This is a genomic window from Pseudoalteromonas sp. MSK9-3 (genome assembly GCF_003590335.1).
GTDB lineage: Bacteria > Pseudomonadota > Gammaproteobacteria > Enterobacterales > Alteromonadaceae > Pseudoalteromonas.
The window spans coordinates 313,205-331,507 of record NZ_MIET01000011.1 but is presented as its reverse complement, the minus strand read 5'-3'; the positions used below and the strand labels follow the sequence as shown (position 1 = coordinate 331,507).

The 18,303-nt window shown below is 38.6% G+C and carries 18 protein-coding genes and 2 tRNA genes; 4 read left to right on the top strand and 16 right to left on the bottom strand.

Annotated features, from left to right (window positions below; all coding sequences use genetic code 11):
* On the bottom strand, positions 1-120 hold a 120-nt coding region (locus BGP78_RS05285; RefSeq protein ID WP_147386052.1), incomplete at its 3' end, for a transposase family protein.
* A 213-nt stretch (positions 121-333) separates the two neighbouring features.
* Between BGP78_RS05285 and BGP78_RS05280 the strand changes: the two genes are divergently transcribed.
* Positions 334-1,194 carry a PD40 domain-containing protein gene (locus BGP78_RS05280; protein ID WP_119860419.1) on the top strand — a complete coding sequence of 287 codons (861 nt, stop codon included), beginning with the start codon at positions 334-336 and terminating at the stop codon, positions 1,192-1,194.
* A gap of 269 nt (positions 1,195-1,463) precedes the next feature.
* On the opposite strand, the gene BGP78_RS05275 is transcribed toward BGP78_RS05280, so the two are convergent.
* From BGP78_RS05275 to BGP78_RS05220, 12 genes are all read right to left on the bottom strand, one after another.
* Positions 1,464-2,666, bottom strand: coding sequence for an ABC transporter permease (locus tag BGP78_RS05275; RefSeq protein ID WP_119860418.1), 1,203 nt, complete (start codon positions 2,664-2,666; stop codon positions 1,464-1,466).
* Positions 2,667-2,677: 11 nt separating this feature from the next.
* Entirely contained in the window at positions 2,678-3,994 is a 1,317-nt protein-coding gene (locus BGP78_RS05270; RefSeq protein ID WP_119860417.1) for an ABC transporter permease, read from the bottom strand.
* A gap of 12 nt (positions 3,995-4,006) precedes the next feature.
* A complete protein-coding gene (locus BGP78_RS05265) occupies positions 4,007-4,693 on the bottom strand; it encodes an ABC transporter ATP-binding protein (protein ID WP_119860416.1) in 687 nt (228 codons plus the stop codon).
* A gap of 565 nt (positions 4,694-5,258) precedes the next feature.
* Positions 5,259-5,639, bottom strand: coding sequence for a hypothetical protein (locus tag BGP78_RS05260; RefSeq protein WP_119860415.1), 381 nt, complete (start codon positions 5,637-5,639; stop codon positions 5,259-5,261).
* A 104-nt stretch (positions 5,640-5,743) separates the two neighbouring features.
* Positions 5,744-6,982 (bottom strand): aspartyl protease family protein, encoded by a 1,239-nt coding sequence (locus BGP78_RS05255; protein ID WP_119860414.1) that lies wholly within the window; start codon positions 6,980-6,982, stop codon positions 5,744-5,746.
* 223 nt (positions 6,983-7,205) lie between these two features.
* Positions 7,206-7,844, bottom strand: a complete 639-nt coding sequence (locus BGP78_RS05250) for a BPSL0067 family protein (RefSeq protein ID WP_119860413.1) — start codon at positions 7,842-7,844, stop codon at positions 7,206-7,208.
* A gap of 313 nt (positions 7,845-8,157) precedes the next feature.
* Complete coding sequence (locus BGP78_RS05245) at positions 8,158-10,335, bottom strand: serine/threonine protein kinase (RefSeq protein ID WP_119860412.1); 2,178 nt, start codon at positions 10,333-10,335, stop codon at positions 8,158-8,160.
* Entirely contained in the window at positions 10,332-10,892 is a 561-nt protein-coding gene (locus tag BGP78_RS05240) for an ECF-type sigma factor (RefSeq protein ID WP_171044476.1), read from the bottom strand. The genes BGP78_RS05245 and BGP78_RS05240 overlap by 4 nt, the downstream gene beginning before the upstream one ends.
* 354 nt (positions 10,893-11,246) lie before the next feature.
* Positions 11,247-11,323 (bottom strand) — tRNA-Val (locus BGP78_RS05235).
* 28 nt (positions 11,324-11,351) lie between these two features.
* Positions 11,352-11,428 (bottom strand) — tRNA-Val (locus tag BGP78_RS05230).
* Between the two features lie 117 nt (positions 11,429-11,545).
* On the bottom strand, positions 11,546-12,553 hold the full coding sequence (locus BGP78_RS05225; RefSeq protein ID WP_182912225.1) for a DUF3080 family protein: 1,008 nt from the start codon (positions 12,551-12,553) through the stop codon (positions 11,546-11,548).
* Positions 12,531-13,880, bottom strand: a complete 1,350-nt coding sequence (locus BGP78_RS05220) for an MATE family efflux transporter (RefSeq protein WP_119860409.1) — start codon at positions 13,878-13,880, stop codon at positions 12,531-12,533. The genes BGP78_RS05225 and BGP78_RS05220 overlap by 23 nt, the downstream gene beginning before the upstream one ends.
* 147 nt (positions 13,881-14,027) lie before the next feature.
* On the opposite strand from BGP78_RS05220, the gene BGP78_RS05215 reads away from it, so the two are divergent.
* Positions 14,028-14,663, top strand: a complete 636-nt coding sequence (locus BGP78_RS05215) for a riboflavin synthase subunit alpha (protein WP_119860408.1) — start codon at positions 14,028-14,030, stop codon at positions 14,661-14,663.
* Between the two features lie 27 nt (positions 14,664-14,690).
* Here the strand turns inward: BGP78_RS05215 and BGP78_RS05210 are convergent, their stop codons facing one another.
* Positions 14,691-14,894: a CPXCG motif-containing cysteine-rich protein gene (locus BGP78_RS05210; RefSeq protein WP_119860407.1), complete on the bottom strand. Its 204-nt coding sequence runs from the start codon at positions 14,892-14,894 to the stop codon at positions 14,691-14,693.
* Positions 14,895-14,979: 85 nt separating this feature from the next.
* Positions 14,980-15,834, bottom strand: coding sequence for a fructosamine kinase family protein (locus BGP78_RS05205; RefSeq protein ID WP_119860406.1), 855 nt, complete (start codon positions 15,832-15,834; stop codon positions 14,980-14,982).
* Between the two features lie 217 nt (positions 15,835-16,051).
* Here BGP78_RS05205 and BGP78_RS05200 point away from each other — a divergent pair, with 217 nt between their 5' ends.
* The gene (locus BGP78_RS05200) at positions 16,052-16,750 is read left to right on the top strand and encodes a DUF445 domain-containing protein (protein WP_119860405.1); all 699 of its coding nucleotides are present in this window, start codon (positions 16,052-16,054) and stop codon (positions 16,748-16,750) included.
* Positions 16,751-16,814: 64 nt separating this feature from the next.
* On the opposite strand, the gene BGP78_RS05195 is transcribed toward BGP78_RS05200, so the two are convergent.
* The gene (locus BGP78_RS05195) at positions 16,815-17,171 is read right to left on the bottom strand and encodes a DUF3718 domain-containing protein (RefSeq protein WP_119860404.1); all 357 of its coding nucleotides are present in this window, start codon (positions 17,169-17,171) and stop codon (positions 16,815-16,817) included.
* Between the two features lie 272 nt (positions 17,172-17,443).
* Between BGP78_RS05195 and BGP78_RS05190 the strand changes: the two genes are divergently transcribed.
* The gene (locus BGP78_RS05190) at positions 17,444-18,238 is read left to right on the top strand and encodes a hypothetical protein (protein WP_119860403.1); all 795 of its coding nucleotides are present in this window, start codon (positions 17,444-17,446) and stop codon (positions 18,236-18,238) included.
* Positions 18,239-18,303 lie beyond the last annotated feature (65 nt).

Below are 18,303 nucleotides of genomic sequence, written 5' to 3'. Positions count from 1 at the left end.
TCCTGAAATAACAGCACTCACAGTTAAGAATATGATATCAAAGAGCTTGTGAACGACCTTACCTTGTTGGCGAGGGTCATCAATTGATTCAAAATATTCTAGAAAAAGAGGATCAGACATAAAAGTAGCAACCTAAAAAGACGTATAAGATCATACTTTTAAGTCAAGGTAAAGTTCGTGATCTTGCCCTGGGTAAAAATCAGGAGAGCGTCAGGTATTTTAAAACTAGATGACATAGCTTAATCGTTCAATTAGTTCATTTATCTATTTAATCGCTGCAATTGGTTTTCAGAAGAGCGTAGATCATTTGTTGATGTTAAATTAAGGCCAGTTATGAAGCGTACTTGCATTTCAACTTTTTTACTCTTATCGACATTGACGATGAGTGGTAACTGTAACAGTAAAAATGGCTTACCAGCATTTAAGGATTTATATCTAGGTCAAAAACCACCCGGTTTGACCCCTGAACCGTTTGCGCCCGACATGCTAGATAAAGGGTTTAGGGCAGCCGCAGTGAGTTTTAGCCCTGATCTAAAAGAGTTGTACTTCAGAAGGAGGGGAGGCGAATATAAAAAGAATACGTTGTGTGTTATTGAATACAAAAATAACCAATGGATAGAGTCTGTTGTGCCGCCAAGAGCGGGGCAGCCATTTGTGTCTGTTGATGGGAATACTTTACATCTTGGGGGGATGTTTCGGGAGCGTACCCAGTCTGGTTGGTCTGAGGTTAAAAGCCTTGGCAAGTCTTTTAACGCTATTCGCATCATGCGTTTAACAGCGTCAAAGAAAGGTACATACTTTTTTGATGAAGCAACTGAAGTAGGTCATATTCGTTATTCAAGATTAGTCGAGGGTAAACGTGAAGCGCCGAAATCAGTGAGTAAAGCAATAAACTCAGGTAAATGGACAGCTCACCCTTTTATTGCGCCAGATGAATCTTATATTATTTGGGACAGTGAAAGAAAAGAAGGGCTGGGTGATAATGATTTATATGTTTCTTTTCGACAGCAAAACGGAGCATGGGGACCTGCGATAAACCTCGGTAATAAGGTTAACACACAGCATCAAGAGCAATATGGCAGTATTACACCTGACGGAAAATACTTCTTCTTTAATCGTTCATATGGTGGCGATAATGCAGATATCTATTGGGTGGATGCAGGCTTGATCAAAGCGTTAAAACCGAAGTTTTAAACTTCTGAATCATATGTGTTTTTCTTAATCTAGCCATGTGCATTGGGACAGCTTCTTCAGGCGAAGAAAAGAGGGCAGGGTACAGTTATTAAGTAAGCGCGGGTTTATTTACGTTAAGTATGCGGGTTTATTTACGAGAACGCCTATAACACGGTAGGTGTAACGAAGGGTAGGTGGTATAGCTATTAACTAAGGCAATTTAACGTTTACTTACAGCACCAATAAACAGCTTGCCCCTATGCTTTTTTTGGCAATAGGGGCTATGGCTATTAGCCTTTCGTTGTTATAGCAGGTGACACTTTAGCCGCTTGACTCACCGGATACGCTACGGCTAATTGGCCGAGTAATATAATCGCAATAGCACCGAATAGTAAAAAGTTTACAGGTACTGGAGTGATTGAAAGTAGTTCCACAAATTGGTTATTGAGTATGATTGCGGCGAGTATGCCTATTACGACGCCTATTGTTGATATGATGGCATTTTCTAACATAAAGTAACCAACTACTTGAGATTTACTGGCCCCGAGTGCACGCCGGGTACCAATTTGCTTTATCCGTCGGTTAATTGTAAATTTAGCCTGCCCTAAAATCCCAATTAAGGTGATAATAGTTAAGCCAATGCAGACCGATGTGAGTAATTGATTGGTTGCGACATCTTCTTGATAGCTACGTTTTTTTACTTCACTTAAAGGCTCAATCGTTTCTATTCGTTTGAAAGCATGTGTGAGTAGTGCGTCGGGTATTGCTTTCATGACGTTCTCTAGTTGCCCTGGTTCAATGCGAATTATATAGCGTTGACTTTGGTTAGTTTCTCGTACTGACGAAATAACCGTGTATTCAACCGCACTCCATGAACTCCATGCATTTTGTAGTTGTTCTATTACGCCGATTACTTCATGAGGCTCTTTGTAGTAATAGATACTTTTACCCAGTATTGCCCTCCAGTCATCTGGAGATATTTTTTTTGCTAAGGCTTTGGTGATAAGTATTTTAGCCGATTTATGCAGACCATTTAGCTCAGTTGTCTGTATATCTGACGCAGAAAAACTTTCTCCTGCGATTAATTTAAGCCCTAAAGCGTCAATCACATCCTCGTTGGAGCCAAAATAGCCGCCAAAGGCCACATATTCTTCGTCTGGATCGAACCTAAATTCTAAAAAAGCTCCCCAGCCTTCAAGTGGTAGTGCAGTCATCGGCGCTGCGTTAACAACGCCATAAATATTTTTTAACGCGATTAAGTCATCTTCTAGTTGATTGGCTAAATCGCCTTGTTCATCAGATAAATTAGTAATAACGACAAGTGTATTGTGTATGTCGACTCCGACAGGGCTTGCTATTAACTCGTTGCGTTCATGAATCATATAAATGGCATTTACGAGCACCATAAAGGTCACTGCAATTTGAAATGCCAATAGAATAGGGGTCGTTTTTTTCTTTTTAAATGTTTTTATGATAGGTAAAAAATCACGCATTTTTATATATCCTATAAGCTTTTAAGTTGGCTTGATGGCTGCATCTGACTTGCTTTAATAATTGGATAAAGTCCAAATACTAAACTTGAAGAAACTGCTAAAATCACAGTGCTTATAAGGAGTTGGCTATTCATTTGCATCAAACCAGAGTGTAAATAATGATAGGTATTTGCTGCTGCAATGAGCCCAAGCTTTGCAAAAACTAACCCAAGTAACCCGCCCACTAGGCCTATCACCGATAACTCAATTGCAAATTGTTTGATGATATCATTTTGACTTGCTCCCACAGCTCGACGTAATCCAATTTCGCCCGCCTTCGCATCAAACTTAGCAATCATAAGGCTCATACAATTAAGTAAACACACTAATAAAAATAAAGCAGCTAACCAAACAGCCAGTTTACTGTCATCACTCACAATTTCTTCGACTATCAGGTATTCTTGTAATGGGAGAAGTTTATTAAAGATACGACGAGGGAATCGGCCCAGTGCTTGTTGCTCTTTAGCATGGTTATCAATAAATGTTTGATACTGTTCACGATCTTGCTCGTTCGAGAGTTCTACCCAAAAAACGACCCACATACATTCAGATGCAAGTAAGGCAGCAAAAGACTGGTCGTCAGGCTCCTTCCAACAGTAACTATTCATGAGTTTTAAAGTGAGTAGTTCATTTTTAATTTGCGTATTGAAAGGGATAAATAGACCATTCGGTTTTTTAAACGCTTCGTTTTGAAGAGCGTAAAACTTAGGAAGTGGGTTCCAATCGTCTAAGACCCCAATGACTCGGTAGGTATCTTCCCCAAAGTAAAAGGTTCTACCAACAGAGTTTTCACCATTGAATAGCCAACCGTTAGTTTCTTTTGATAAAACAGCTACTTGAGCCGCATCTTTGCCATCTTGTTCGCTCCAGCCTCCGCCATACAAAAAAGGCACTTCAAACATAGTGAAGAAATCACTGGTTGTGGACCGAACTTCTAAGTTCCTCGGCTCTCTTTCTTCGTTATTGATCGGGCTAATTTCTGCCTGAATAGCACTAAGCGCAACGTGATTTTTTGGTATATCCGATTTTAGTAATGCTTGAACGTCTTGATACGAAATCGTAATCGGCAAAATATTACCATCAGCAAATTCGTAATTCATGCTATCAAGCTGAACTTGATATAAGTTGGCACTTTTATTCGGGATTGGGTCTTTGGACATCATATAACTGATGGTGTAAGTGGTCATGGTTGCACCAATACCAATTGCTATCATTGCGACCATTAGCAAGGTTAACAGCGGTGTTTTGCGCAGGCTCAGCAGGGCAAGTTTGAAATAATAAAAATACATCCTTGATGACCCTTATGCTATCGCTTTTTGTTGTGTGTATTCAGATAAGTGTCCATCTTTGATTTGCACAATACGCTTTGCCTGAGCAGCTTGCTCATTATCATGAGTCACCATGATGATACTTGTGCCCGCAGCGTTGATGTCTTTAAGTAATGACATGATGCCTTCTGCCATTTTTGAGTCGAGGTTACCGGTTGGCTCATCGGCTAAAATAACGGAAGGGGTACCCGCAATGGCTCGGGCGATAGCAACGCGTTGCTGTTGGCCACCGGAAAGCTGAGTTGGATAATGAGCTTTTCGTCCTGCGAGCCCGACTTGTTCAAGTGCTTGCATAATGCGCTTGTCGCGTTCATCACGGGTAAACTTTCTATAGCGCAGCGGCATATCGACGTTGTCATAGAGGTTGAGTTCGGGAATGAGGTTAAAACTCTGAAAGACAAATCCAATTTTTTCGTTTCGATAGGCTGACTTTTTTTTATCGGTAAATTGTGCGACATCTTGCCCATCTAATTCATATGATCCGTCCGAATGCTCTTCGAGCAACCCTGTAATATTCAAAAAAGTAGTTTTACCTGAACCTGAAGGGCCGATAACACTGACAAACTCACCTTGCTCAATGGTAAGATCGAAGGGGTGTAACGCTTGCGTTTTTACTGCATCCGTAAGAAACGCTTTAGATAGACTCTTCATTTTTAACATTATTCTTCCTTGTTATTGTAAAGTATGCACATTGTGTGCTTTGTTATATATCTGAGTCAGATATTACGATGAGAACAGCGGTTTATAGCAATAACTTGCTATTTAAAACGGCTAAAGTGAGCATTATAGTTTTGTTAAAAAATAGCCTGTAGAACAAAGGTTTTAAGGTTGTTGTTAGTTATAACCCCCAGGTTTTTAGGATGACACGCTTCTAAGTACCTGCTTTTAACATATAAATAATATTCAAGCTGAGTAAGGTACACTTTATTATCCTAAAAGTCACGGGTGTTAATTTTTTGTTTGGTGTATGGGTCGAAACCTTGTTTTTATAAAGGGATTTTCTTAATTTATTGGATTTGGCTTTAATTTTTGAAGGACTAAAATTAATTAAATAATATTCAAGGCCTAAATCACACATGCGTGATAATCTGGCCTACAAATATGTGTTAAATTCACTTAAAGTAGAGCTTGTAGGTTTACCCTTCTTATGAAAAATATATCGGGTTCTGGACTTTTACCATCTGGCAGTAACAGGTGGCGAATACGGCTTTCGGTTATAAACAACTCATTGTTTCTTAAATGTTAAGTTTAATGGAGATGCTAAATCATTAACGATTGTGGTGACTGGATAAGGGCGAGCAAGTAAATCGATAATACTCAGTCTACCACTGCCAGAAATAGGTGCGACTTCTGATACGAGTAATCGGCCATTTGGAAGAGGATATAATCCATCAGAATTTTCTAATCTTCGTTGCAGGTTTAGTTGAGAGAAGGCTGGTTTATCTCCTTCTTTATCTATCGTTGCGCGCACTAACGTACCTTCAGAGTATAGCCCTATAATTAAATCGCTATTTGGGAGTACCGCAATACCCGCCGGCCCAATACGACCCGCAGTAAATAATTTTCTGTTTAAAAAATGAGCAAGTTCAAAGGTGGCCGATTTCAAATGATAAACGCGATCCTTTGTGCTATCAATAATATAAACACCGCCAGCTGTTTTTAATAAACCGAAGTTGAGTCAAAGGCCAGCGTAACCACTGGCCGAAAAATTTAATGAGTAGAATAGCCGGGTATGTGCTGACTGGTTAACTCAACACAGGCTTTGTTTTCTAAGCATAGCGTGTACGTGGCTGGGTGTGTGCTATAAGTTAGCCATTCATCTTTAGAGATTTTTTTAGTTGGGATTGTATTTAGATGCGTAATGACATCTCCTGCTTTTATGCCAGCTCCCTCGCCGGGTAAGTTAGGCATAACATAACGCACTAAGAACTCACCTGATAATAACTTACGGACTTCTAAGCCCATTAAGTTGTAGCGAATTGTCATTTTATGATTGCTAATTGGGGTTAGATAAAGCGTTTTGCTAAAGTAGTCAACCGTGGTTTCAAATTGATTAAATATGCCGTTACCAATCACCCAATAGTCATCTTCATCGGCGTTCTCTATTAAATTTGTTTTAATGTGGGGCAGTGTTAACTTTCCAAAGCTTACACTTGGTAAACTAACGCGCTTATGCTCCGTTTTACCACTTAGGCCTATATCTGCGCCTGTCACATATGCTGGAGGCAAAGGGATTTTATGGTTTTCTAGGTATTGTGCACTGAGCTTTAAATAATGTCGGCTACCGGTATCAATAATAATGTCTTGCTGAGTAGTATGTTGGTCGCCAAAATCTACTTTGCCTTCAACATAGAGCTTGCTCATAAAAATATCAAAAGGGATTGCGTAAGTATTTTTTGACGGGGTGAAAGGGTGCTTTGAAACACTGACTTGATTTGCTTTTTTATTAAATGTCCAAGAAAAATGGCGTAATAAATCATGGCCAATCACACCGTCGAAGATTAACTCGTCAGGGCGGTCAAAATAGCGGGTTTTGCTGGTCTTAATAAACGCCCCATGAAATTGACGAACTTCCAAATCACCGAATTTGAGTGAATCCATAGTAATTTGATGGCTTTGGCTGTCTTCTTCATCCCCCCAACCGCCTAGTTGTAACTCGTAGCCTTTAGGTAACGTTAAGGCACGTACTTTTGGGGAATCAAGTAGGATAGTAAATGAAGCACCGGTGTCTATCAAAAATTTGAAATTATCAACGCCATTAATACTGCCGTATATAAACGTTTTTTCACCAATGTAATCTGTTTTTATATCAAATTGATTGAATTGGCTATGCCAATTTGGCACGACGTCATCGTTTGCACTGCGTAATTTAAAAATATTTATTATGTTACAGCCACTCATCATTATTAAAGCGGTGATCACTATCAATGTTCTAATTATGTTCATCATGTACTCGTACCCGTGCTGTATGGAGTGGAACAAGGTAAATGATTGGCTGTGAAGTAAATGTGAAGGAAAGTACCGATACACGATAGCAGTTACAGATTTATATGAGGCGATTTATTATACTTTGTGCTTATCAAATACTATTCTTATTATTTTCCTTCATAAGTTCAACTGTATGGGATTCATACCATCAATGTTATTTAAGTGATGGTATGAATCCTTTAAACTAAGTCTTTGGAACTGTTAAGAGTGAGTAATTTTCTGCTTCATGCCATGGGAGCAAGTGTACAGAAACTTTTCCATAATCAGCGGTACCATTACCTTCCCAGTTTTGATCGATTACGTATACGCCATTTGAATTAGAGCCGATAGCAATAGCCACATGACCATATGGCTTTGAATCTCCTGGTTGCCAGTATTTACCGTTAGACTTGAATTTTGCAATTACTCGCCATTTTAGATACATAGATGAATTTAACTTTGCACCACTCCAACGCCAATGGCTTGTATGCTCAGCATCAGATAAAGCTCTAATAAATTGAACGCATTGAAAGTAAGTATCGAAGCTTTCACCAACCGAAATTAGGTCATTTAAAGAGGTTATATATCTACTATCATGCTTACTAGCACTTGTTGAACCGTACTTTTTAAATATATTGGCAATATTGTTTGTGTATTTTAAATATAGAATACTTCCACCAAAAACATGGTCTGTTTCTCTAGAGAAATTATTAGAGTTTGAAATTAAACTCTCTAAGTCGTTTTTGACACCGGGTTTTAGGGTGGCAAATTTATAATCTTGGGCGTATAAGCCTTGTGATTGAATAATTACAAAAAGAAATAGTAAACTTTTTATGAGTTTCATATGATAAATCCTTATCGAGCGTTTATCTTGAGTGTTAATTAAATTAAAGGTTTACTGCCGTACATCTTGACCTTATGGTTCCGGTATATGGTAAATTAGTGACCTTACAATAAGCCATACTCATCAGTCTTATAGTTGGGCTTTGTATATTAAAAAGCGCAGTACTATATGCTTTGCAGTGATAAGAAATTTACGTAGTTTTTTTCTGGGGAAAAGGCACGCAATTGACTTGTTTTTTTTCATTTTTTGATTGGCTTGGTGTTAATTACTATTTACGGGAGAGCTAAAACGACTTATAAATTTCAGTAACTAGTTATAAAGTGTGGTTTTTTCTTGCCGGTAATTGTAGGATCTTAGCGCCTATGTCGGCAACTTCGGCTCTGGTAACTATTTTTTTTGGGTGAAAGTAGTTACTTTCAGCGCTACAAAATTTGTAGAAGTGGCATAGTTGTGCGTGCTTTAGTGATTTTAAGTCGTTAAAGGTGGTCATATCTTTAAAGTGAATCGGTGTATAACTTTTGAGTTGGTTTGGGTCATATAGCTGCAAAAGCTGACTTACAGTTACAGCTAGCCATTCTTTTGAAACTGGCTTTTTTGGGTTGAAAGCATGAGGCGATGGTAAAAATCCAGCTTTATGGGCGTAGTTGAGGTATGCATTAGCCCAAGAGAAGTCTTCAATAAAGCCTTGCTGATTATGTATTACTAGGTTTTTAAAATATTTATCGGTTTTACTTAATTGAATTAGACCTTTCTCGTGTGCGGATAGAAAAAGGATAGAAAGCGCTTCAGCTTGTTTAGAAACTTGTTCAGGTTGAAATACTCGTTGTTTACCATCATGAGAGGGTCGTCCAATGACGATACCTCGCATAGCTAAATAATGAATATTAGTATAATAGGGGTTATATGGTGTGACATCGCTAAATTTTATTGGTAAATCAGACCCATTCCGAATTACGAACCTTAAAGTTAATTTTTCATATTTTTTATTATATTTTAAAGCTTGAATGGTGACCGTGTGGATGCCATCGTCATAAAATATGTTGTGATAATACCCATCACTACTAATATAGCCACCGCCTTTAACCTTAAGTGATAGATCGGATATGTTGATACTATCGGGTATGACTTTCAATTTAATTTCTTCATTAACTTTACCTCCATGATTGGTAAAGACATAGGGAGAAAAAAAATTACCATGTCCCTCAAAGTTATTAATAGGACTAATGAGAGGCTGGGTATTGCCTCCTTTCATAGTGTCATTGTTTAGTATTTTATAAAACTCACCGTTATTCTCTTGTGCTGTAAAGAGTGTGCTTAGAAAATCAATAGCTTGATTTTGCTTGGTTTGTTGCTCTCTAATAGTTGTGTTTTTAGATGATACAACATACAAAAAGGATGCCGAAAAAATTGAAATAAAGAAAAAGTATGTGAATACAGGCTTAAACTTTGCACAATAGCATGTGAATCTATCTGTGTTTGATACATCCTTTATTTTTGACACGTCTAATACATATGCAGATTGCAGTGATTTTCTAAGTTCAGCGATTGTTGGCGTTCTATTAATCGCTTCTTTTAGAGAAGCTTGTTCAAGGACTGAATTAATCAGGCGTACTTTAAGTTGCGTTTGTCGAAAGTGGTTTTTTAAGACGTATTGGAACACCTTAGCAGCAGAATAGACATCACTGGAAAAGTTTAAAGTATCACCATTTAATTGTTCGGGACTTGAGAAGTTTAGAGTAAAGCCCAGAGGCTTTGTATTTGATTTGACGGATAAGCTAGAATGAGACTCTCGCGCGATACCAAAATCAACCAAACTCGGCTTCATTTTACTATTTATCAATATGTTACTTGGTTTTATATCTGCATGCAGGATTTGCTGATTATGTGCATGCTCTAATGCATCACATATATCGAGAAAAATACTAAAAGCTTGATCAAGGGATAAGTTCCGTTTGGACAAGAAGGTATTTAGCGGTAAACCAGGCACATAGTCCATAACCATATAATAGTAATGTTGGTATTCTCCAATATTAAAAACGCGCACTATGCCATGATGGCTGAACTTAGCTAAGCTTTGAGCTTCGTAGTTAAGCGTTGTCATACCGGCAGTTAGGTGAGGTGCAGGGTAAAGAAGTTTTATGGCAACGGTTTGATCAAATTTTCCATCACAGCGCTGAGCTTTATAAACCACTCCTTGGCCGCCTTCTCCTATGAGTTCTATCAACTTGAAACCGTCGATAATTTCCCCACTTAAAAACAATAGGTCATTATTGCCAAGTGCAAAATTTACACTGTTAGAAAGTAAAAGTGGTAAAAAGTGGTCTTGTTTATTTCGGATGTGTGAGGAGATGAGCTGCTTAACCTCTGCGGCAACTTTATTGTCTAGGTTGTTTATCTTAGACAGCTCAAGGGTCATTTCACTATCTGAGAAAGCTAATAAATCAGAAAATATATCGAGGGCATCGGTTTTTTTGCTCTCGTTGATGGTCATAGTGTGTCTACGAACTTACTACGTAGAAAAGCGTTTGCTATATCAAGTTGCCGATAAACCTTTCCTGTTGATAAGCTGAGCTCGTTTGCTATTTCGTCGCCTGTCATACCTAAAAAATAGTAAAAAAGAGCCACTTCGTAACATGATTCTGACTTGTTTTTGAGTAGGCTTATTGCTTCATCAAAAATAGTGTACTGCTCATTTTCAATGATAGTTTGTTGGTCTAGCTGGCTTAAAGATGTATGGGTTATTAAATTACCACGTTTAGATGCATGTATTTTTCTCAGCTCACTCACTAAAGCATTTCGTATAAAAGTGGATACGTCTTTTAAATACTGTTTTCTACTGAAGTAATCTTTAGTGGGAGGAGCAAAGTAAATAAAGTATTCATTTAAAAAAGACGTCGTATTAGGCATTAAACTAAGTTCGGGGTTATTTTTTTGTAAGTTAGCTTTATGTTTTTTTAAGCTTGTTTTTAAGTGTAAAAATATCGCTGATTTAAGCTCATTTTCAGATTCGACACAGCCTGCCTTCCACTTTTGTATTAACAAAGTCACATCGTTTTTCATTATTAATGACCAGTCTATCCTAAGTAAGTGTTTTTTCTTATGCATTTACATATAAGTATTGTAAATCTAAAGTTAAAAAAGTTAAAGGGTTAACTTTGTTGGTCGTAGTGTATGCTGTTTTTTCATTAAAAAAGTGAGGCGTCACTGTATAGATTACTTAACAAAAACAAGTCGTTTTTTCAGTCTCTGTACTATTAATAATAGTGACATGCGGCTTTATTGAGTAAATGGCAGACTGAGGATTTAGATTTATGTAAAGCGAACTATGTATATTGACGTATTATTTGAATGTTATATGAAACTTGGTGGAATAGAGGATGAGGCGTTTTATAATGTTATTTTTGGTACAACCGAGTGGATTCGAACCACCGACCCCTACCATGTCAAGGTAGTGCTCTAACCAACTGAGCTACGGTTGTATTTCAGGTATGAACTCTAAATTAGAGTTGGTACGACCGAGTGGATTCGAACCACCGACCCCCACCATGTCAAGGTGGTGCTCTAACCAACTGAGCTACGGTCGTACTATAACGTTGTTATGTAATGAATATTACTTTGCAACGGCGGCTAATATATAGCGACAATGCGTTTTGATCAAGCGTGTTTTATAAATTTTTGTTTGTTTGCACTTTTTTTATTCATTAAGGACGAATTTCACACGTTTTATAGAAGTCTTGCCACCACTTGACGTGCGTTATCGCACTCACTTTCATTTGGTTCAGCAGTGAGTTGGTATGTTCAGTGTTAAAAGATTCCGCTAAATCAGGGTGATTTCTCCAAAGCTTGAATAATAACGGAGACGCTTTTTCTAGCATATTGGTCAATTGTGATTGATAGGGTTGCAGCTTCTCTAAATAAAATTTTGAAAATACATTGCTGAGTATTTGCGCTTTTTTCTTATTTTTACCTACTGGGCACAGCTCATCACTGATTTTTATTTGGTTTAACCAGCGTGTGGTTGTGTTGTTGAGTAATATGTGTTGTTTGGTGGATGTGATGAGCTTGGGAATGAATTTGTTTTTATGTAATTTTTGCAGCGCGATGGTAATGTTGTCGGGATTTATCTTATTCACGGCAGCCTGATGTAGTAAGTGCGCTTGTAAATTAGAAAGTGCAGTCAGTGCTTCTAAGCTGGCTGTTTGTTGCTCTAGGTGGCGGTTAAACGCAATTTCACTGGCGGTGAGGTAGGTGAGCTGGGAGAGCTCAGCTTCATTAAAAAGCATGTGTTCAAAAGATTGCGCAAATTGTAGCTGCTTTTCTTTTTTTACTGCAATGAGTTTGTTTTTTATTGCCGTATCGTGAGTTTGCGGATCATCAAGGCAGTTTTGCACATGTTGCACAAACTCAATGTTATATTTAAGCGCTTCGCTTGCAGGCTGTACTTTGCCCAATTGATTATTTTTTTTTGCGATTATTTGGCTCAGTTTACAGTGGTTTATACTGGCAAATTCTATGATTGATAGACTGACTTCGGAAGAAGGCTTGTCGACATTAGGGTGAGGCAGTTGTTGTAGTTCTTCGTTGTTTAGCGCAACTTTGTCCACCACAGAGCTTAGCCGCTGTTGATATTCAATGTAAGTATTGCTGGGCTGTGGCGAGCAACCAGCAATATAGACTATGCATATACTAAGTAATGTTAATTTTAACAAGACGATTCCTTACACTGACTAATAACAACACAGAAGCAACACTGAGCCCGACGATGATCCCAACCCAAAAACCTTTGGGGCCCATAGCGGGAGTGATTATATCTGTTTTAGTTAATACGTAGCCCAAACTAAAACCGATGATCCAGTATGAGAAAAATGTGATACCTGTGATCGGTTTAGTATATTTTAGCCCCCTAAGTACACCATTGGCAGCAACTTGTAATGCGTCAGGGAGCTGATAAACACATGCAAGTATAATAATACTTGATGCGAGTAACGCGACCTGCTCATCTTTGGTATACAGCAACACGATAGCGTCACGGCCTAAAAATGTAACTAGAGCGACAAAAGCAGCAATCATAACAGCAAGGAATAAGCTGGTAGAAATTGCCGTTTCTAATTGAGTATTGGCTTGTTGCCCAGACAGGTTACCAATCCGAATGGCAATTGCCATTGATAAGCTCAGAGGCATCATAAATAGGATGGTGGTTACACTTGCCGCGACTTGATGTCCTGATACAGCAATCGCGCCTAAGTCTGCGATGAACAATGGAATACAGGCAAATAAGGTAACTTCAAAAAAAGTCGCTAAGCAAATAGGCAGCCCCAATTTGGCGATATAGCCCATAAGATGGAGGTTCGGTAATTTTAAGCTTTGGAGTAGCCATTTCCCTTTGACTTTTTTACTGTTAAAACTATATATAATTTGCGCTAAGGCCATTGCCCAAAATACCAATGCGGTAGCTAGCCCGCATCCTGCACTACCAAGCGCAGGCATCCCTAATTTTCCATAAATGAAAATATAGTTTGCGACTACATTGATACCAAGCCCGATGATACTGATGTAGAAAGCCGGTTTTGTTAGGCCTATTCCTTCTGTAACATTTCGATATACAGAGAATAATAAAAAACCGAGTATGCCCCATTTGACGAAATCGATATAGCCTTGTGCCAAATCGGTAATTTCGGGTGTCGTGCCTAGATTTAAAAATACCGCTGGTGTGAACTGAGCAACGATGAAACCAAGCGAAGACAGTAATAAACAAAGGTAGAGGCTTTGTTGAAAATACTGTTTTATCCCTTTTTCATCATTGGCGCCAAAACAATGGGCGACAATGCCCGTCAAGGCTAACAAAATTCCTTGTAATGAGAAGACGAGCGGGTTCCAGATGCCGGTAGCAATTGATAAGGCAGCAAGATCATTGGTACTGACTTGGCCCGCCATAATCGTATCGACGACAGACATGAGGACCAACATGATTTGTGCTAAAAATACGGGGGTGGCAAGTTGGAGTAAGCGCTTGGCTTCCCAATAACTGAACTTCATAATCACACTGCATGGGTAAAAACCCAATATTAATCATACCGTCACTATAAAGCCAGAGATTAATCATTCATTGAATATAGCCAATACCTTTAGCCATGAGGCGCAATGAGGTATCATTATTGGTATTATCATTCATCAAGGTCTTTCATGTTCACAGGTATTGTTCAAACTCAAGCAACGGTTATTTCGTGCAATAAATCAGAAGGAGTGTTAAGGCTGGTTCTATCGGTTGCAAGCAGCTATTTACAGCATTTAGATATAGGTGCAAGCATTGCAATTAACGGATGTTGTTTAACGGTCGTACGTTATGAGGTAAACCCTCAAGATGTTGTTGGGCAAGTGTACTTCGATGTGATTGATGAGTCATTAAAATTAACAAATTTGGGATTATTACAACGTGGCTCTAAGGTTAACTTTGAGCGCTCGTTAACATTTGGTACCGAGATCGGCGGCCATATTGTGTCGGGACATATTCATTGTGCGGCAGAAGTTGTCTCAGTGGTGAAAGATCACGATAATTGCAAAATGCATTTAAGTTTACCAATTGAGTGGCTTAAATTTGTGCTTTATAAAGGGTTTATCACGATAAATGGCGCGAGTTTAACGGTAGGGGAAATGGATGAACACGGTTTTTGGCTGCATCTCATTCCTGAAACTTTGGTTATTACAAATCTAGGGCGCGTAATGGCTGGAGATTTACTCAATATTGAGGTTGACCAACAAACGTATACGATAGTTAATACAGTAGAAGGGTATTTACGTAAAAGTACCCAAGTTGCCTAAAAGTGCAGTATTCCTTCTGACTTAAATTCAGAATATTTGTTCGTCGTCACTATCTACATGTAACTCAAGCTTATTGAATGCTCTATCTATATGCATATTTAAGTGGATAGGGTTACAGCATGCGGCGCAATCCTCGTAAAAGTCTTGATCGCCTTCGCTGGTATCAAGGCTTACAAATATATGGTGCCCACAGTGTGGACAGCTAATTCTTTGGTCATACACAGTTTTCATCTGGCTCTCCATTAGGTCTTATTAACCTAACTATTGCACTAATCTAAATATAGCACCAAATGCCAGTATGACAGATTTATTATGACTATTTTAATATCTCTTGAATACGCTCTTTAGCTTGATAAAGGTAATCACCTGCGAATAAGTTTGCACTTAAAAGAATAGGGTAAAGCTGATAGATCGCTTTTTGTAAGGTACGCTCTTGTTTTGCAGGTTTGACCGTATTGTAGCCGGTGTAAAAGGCTTCAGGCAGCGGGGTATAAAGCTCTGCCATGGCAATATCTACTTCGCTATCGCCGTAATAGCATGCAGGGTTGAATAGACAGGGTTTGTCTTGGTTAAATGCGATATTGCCTGACCAGAAATGGCCATGTAATAGGGAAGGTTGTACATGGTGAGGCAGCAGTGTTTTTATAAGTGCGACAAATTCATCGATGTTAACGAGCATAATGCCTTTTTCTGCTAATAGTTGGAGCTGCCAACCAATACGATCTTCAGCAAAGAATGTTTCCCACTTTTTGTGCCATTGATTTGGCTGGAGTACTTGCTGAATATAGTTATCGTGCTCTAAGCCGAACATCTCTTGCTCATGGCGCTGGTGCATTTTGGCAAGTAACGCGCCGCAATTGTGCCAATTAGGCGTACTTTGTTCTGTATCTAACCACTCCAAAACCATAAAGCTAAAGTCTAAGCTACTCCCTATGGTAATCGTGTCCCCTATCATAAAGTCACTATCACGGGTTAAAAGGTCTAATGAATGTGCTTGCGCTTCAAATCTTTCTAAGGCGGTAAGTCGGTCAACTTTCACGAGATAGGCATGCTTATCATCACAGATTTTATACAACTTCTCTTTGTTATGAGAGGCTAATTGCTTTTTGTCTGTGAACTCAAAATCACTGTGCAGTGCGCTTGATATTTGTTGATTAACCATATTCCACATATGACACATTACCTGAAAACGACAACTGGTTAAACAAACTATGGATGAAAACGGATAGAACTCAAATGAATAGTCGCTTTTTTTACCCCTAATATTAGGTTGCCAGTATGTTGGTATGAGAATAAGTGCATAGTGTGGTGGTTTTAACGCTTAACAAACGTATATTTTTTTTATTCAACCGTATAAAATGCCGCGGTGAAATATATAAGGTGTATCAATGAATAAAAGTTTAATTACAAATATTGTTGCGACGTTATGTGTGTTAGTGGGATATGTAAGTGGACATGCAATTATTTTCTCAATTGGCATTTTTGCGTTGTCAGGTGCGGTGACAAACTTAGTTGCTATTCATATGTTATTTGAAAAAGTACCATTTTTATATGGTTCAGGCGTGATCACACTAAAATTTAAAGAGTTTAAAAGTTCGATTAGAAAACTGATTTTAGAAGAGTTTTTTCACAAAGACAAAGTTAGTCATTTGCTACAGAGCCAACAAGAGAACTTAGATTTGACACCAGTGATCAAAAAAGTTGACTTAGATCCTGCGTTTGACACATTAGTTGGGGTTATTGAGTCTTCGCAGTTTGGACCTATGCTGACTATGTTTGGAGGTAGCGAAGCGTTACAACCAATGCGCAGCTCTTTCGTTGAAAAAATGCAATATACACTCATTGATATTACCCAAGAGCCTAAGTTTAAAGCGCTGATGGTCAACGAGTTAATCGGGGGGAATGCCTCGTCTATTCATGACACGATAGAACAAGCCGTTGATCATCGTTTAGATGAACTCACACCAACAATGGTTAAAGATATTATTCAAAATATGATTAAAACGCACTTGGGGTGGCTCGTTGTTTGGGGTGGGGTGTTTGGAGGAGTGTTTGGGTTAGCCGCTGCGCTCGTCAATTTACCTTAAACGGCCTAAAAATATTAATGCGCTAGGAAATATCAAAGCGCATTAATGGCTCAGAGATATACATTTATTTTGACCCAGATACAGTGATTGGCGCAGCGCTGTCAGAGATAGAAACAGACAGGTCCTTAATATGTGTGCTCGTTGCTGTATTGATATTGAGGAAGTTTGCAGAGTTTTCCAAATTATAACGAGACGCAAAAGTACTTATTGGCATATCGTTACAGGCTAGCCGATTGGCTAAGACGGGTCTGCTGATATTATGCTCTCGTATCTCTTTGCGCAGAGTAAGCTTGTGATTGGAAGCAACGGCCATACAAAGCTGAGTCGCAACCGATGTGTCGGCGGCAACAAATTCGTTGGCTGAAGACGTTGCAGCGGTCAATAGAATTACTGCACTGGTTAATACGGTTAATGTGTTCATTATCATGCTCCATTTATTGTGGTGTGTGAATACACTACTAAGTATTACCTGCTATCTCTCTAAATGCTGTAAAGCAATATCGACAGAGTGTAACCAATTATGTGAGTATGAATACTGTTTTATTAGCTATTGATTAGTATGAAATTTTTAGGCTGTCGATAGACACATTTAGCGTATTTTTTTTATAAACTCTGCATTTTTACATTGTGTTATCAGTAAAGTTTCCTTGCTGTATCATAATTTTAAAATCTATAACTGTGTAATGTAAATTTATGTCAAAACAATTCAAAAGCCTGTCAAAGTATTATCAAAAGGCACTAGCAAAATCTATACAGTTTAATCAACTATGCTATTACTGTGGTTGCGAAGCCACAGATACTGATTTTTGTCCTCCATTAAGCCATTGTGAACTGGTGATTGAGTTTTCTGAAACTGCAGATTTTATAGCCGTTCCGAGCTGTTATGAATGTAATGCGTTACTTGCAAATGAAAGAGATTTGCTGTTATTAGATAGGGCGAAAAAGCTCAAACGTAAACTTGCTCAAAAATATGCCCAAGCGGTGAGGGTCTTTCATGTCTGGGAGCAAGATGAGTTAAGCCAAATGAGCCCAGAGTTTCATACCAGTATCGCAGCGGGTATGCGGCTAGGAAAAGAAACTCAAGACCGACTCGATTTTCCAAATTACACGTTAGAAGTTGCAGGAGCGTCAGTTGCTACCCCACATGCTCGTTCTGAGTTTTTTGTGGGGGAACAGTGTTTCGACAGTTTTAAAGCGGCTCTAGAGCATTGCTACTCGAACTACGCCTTACAAAAAGGTAAATTTTATACCTTACTGGTAGAAGAATGTGAAGGCGATTTTGATAAAGCATTAAGTAAGTATATGCATCGTTTTAAAAAACCAACAGAGGCGGCGCTTTCACTCGATCGAATAAAAGAATTTGCAAAGCAACACAAACAAAACTCTGATTTTGTCGCAAGGGCGAGTACACAGCTGTTAAAACGTTACCCTGAACTTGATCTCGAAGGGGCGCTTGCTAAATTATATGAAGATTACATAGCACAATAGTATAGGAAAACGATGATATTCATCGTGTAATATTGCGTTTTAAGGTATTTAAATCGCCTTTTAAC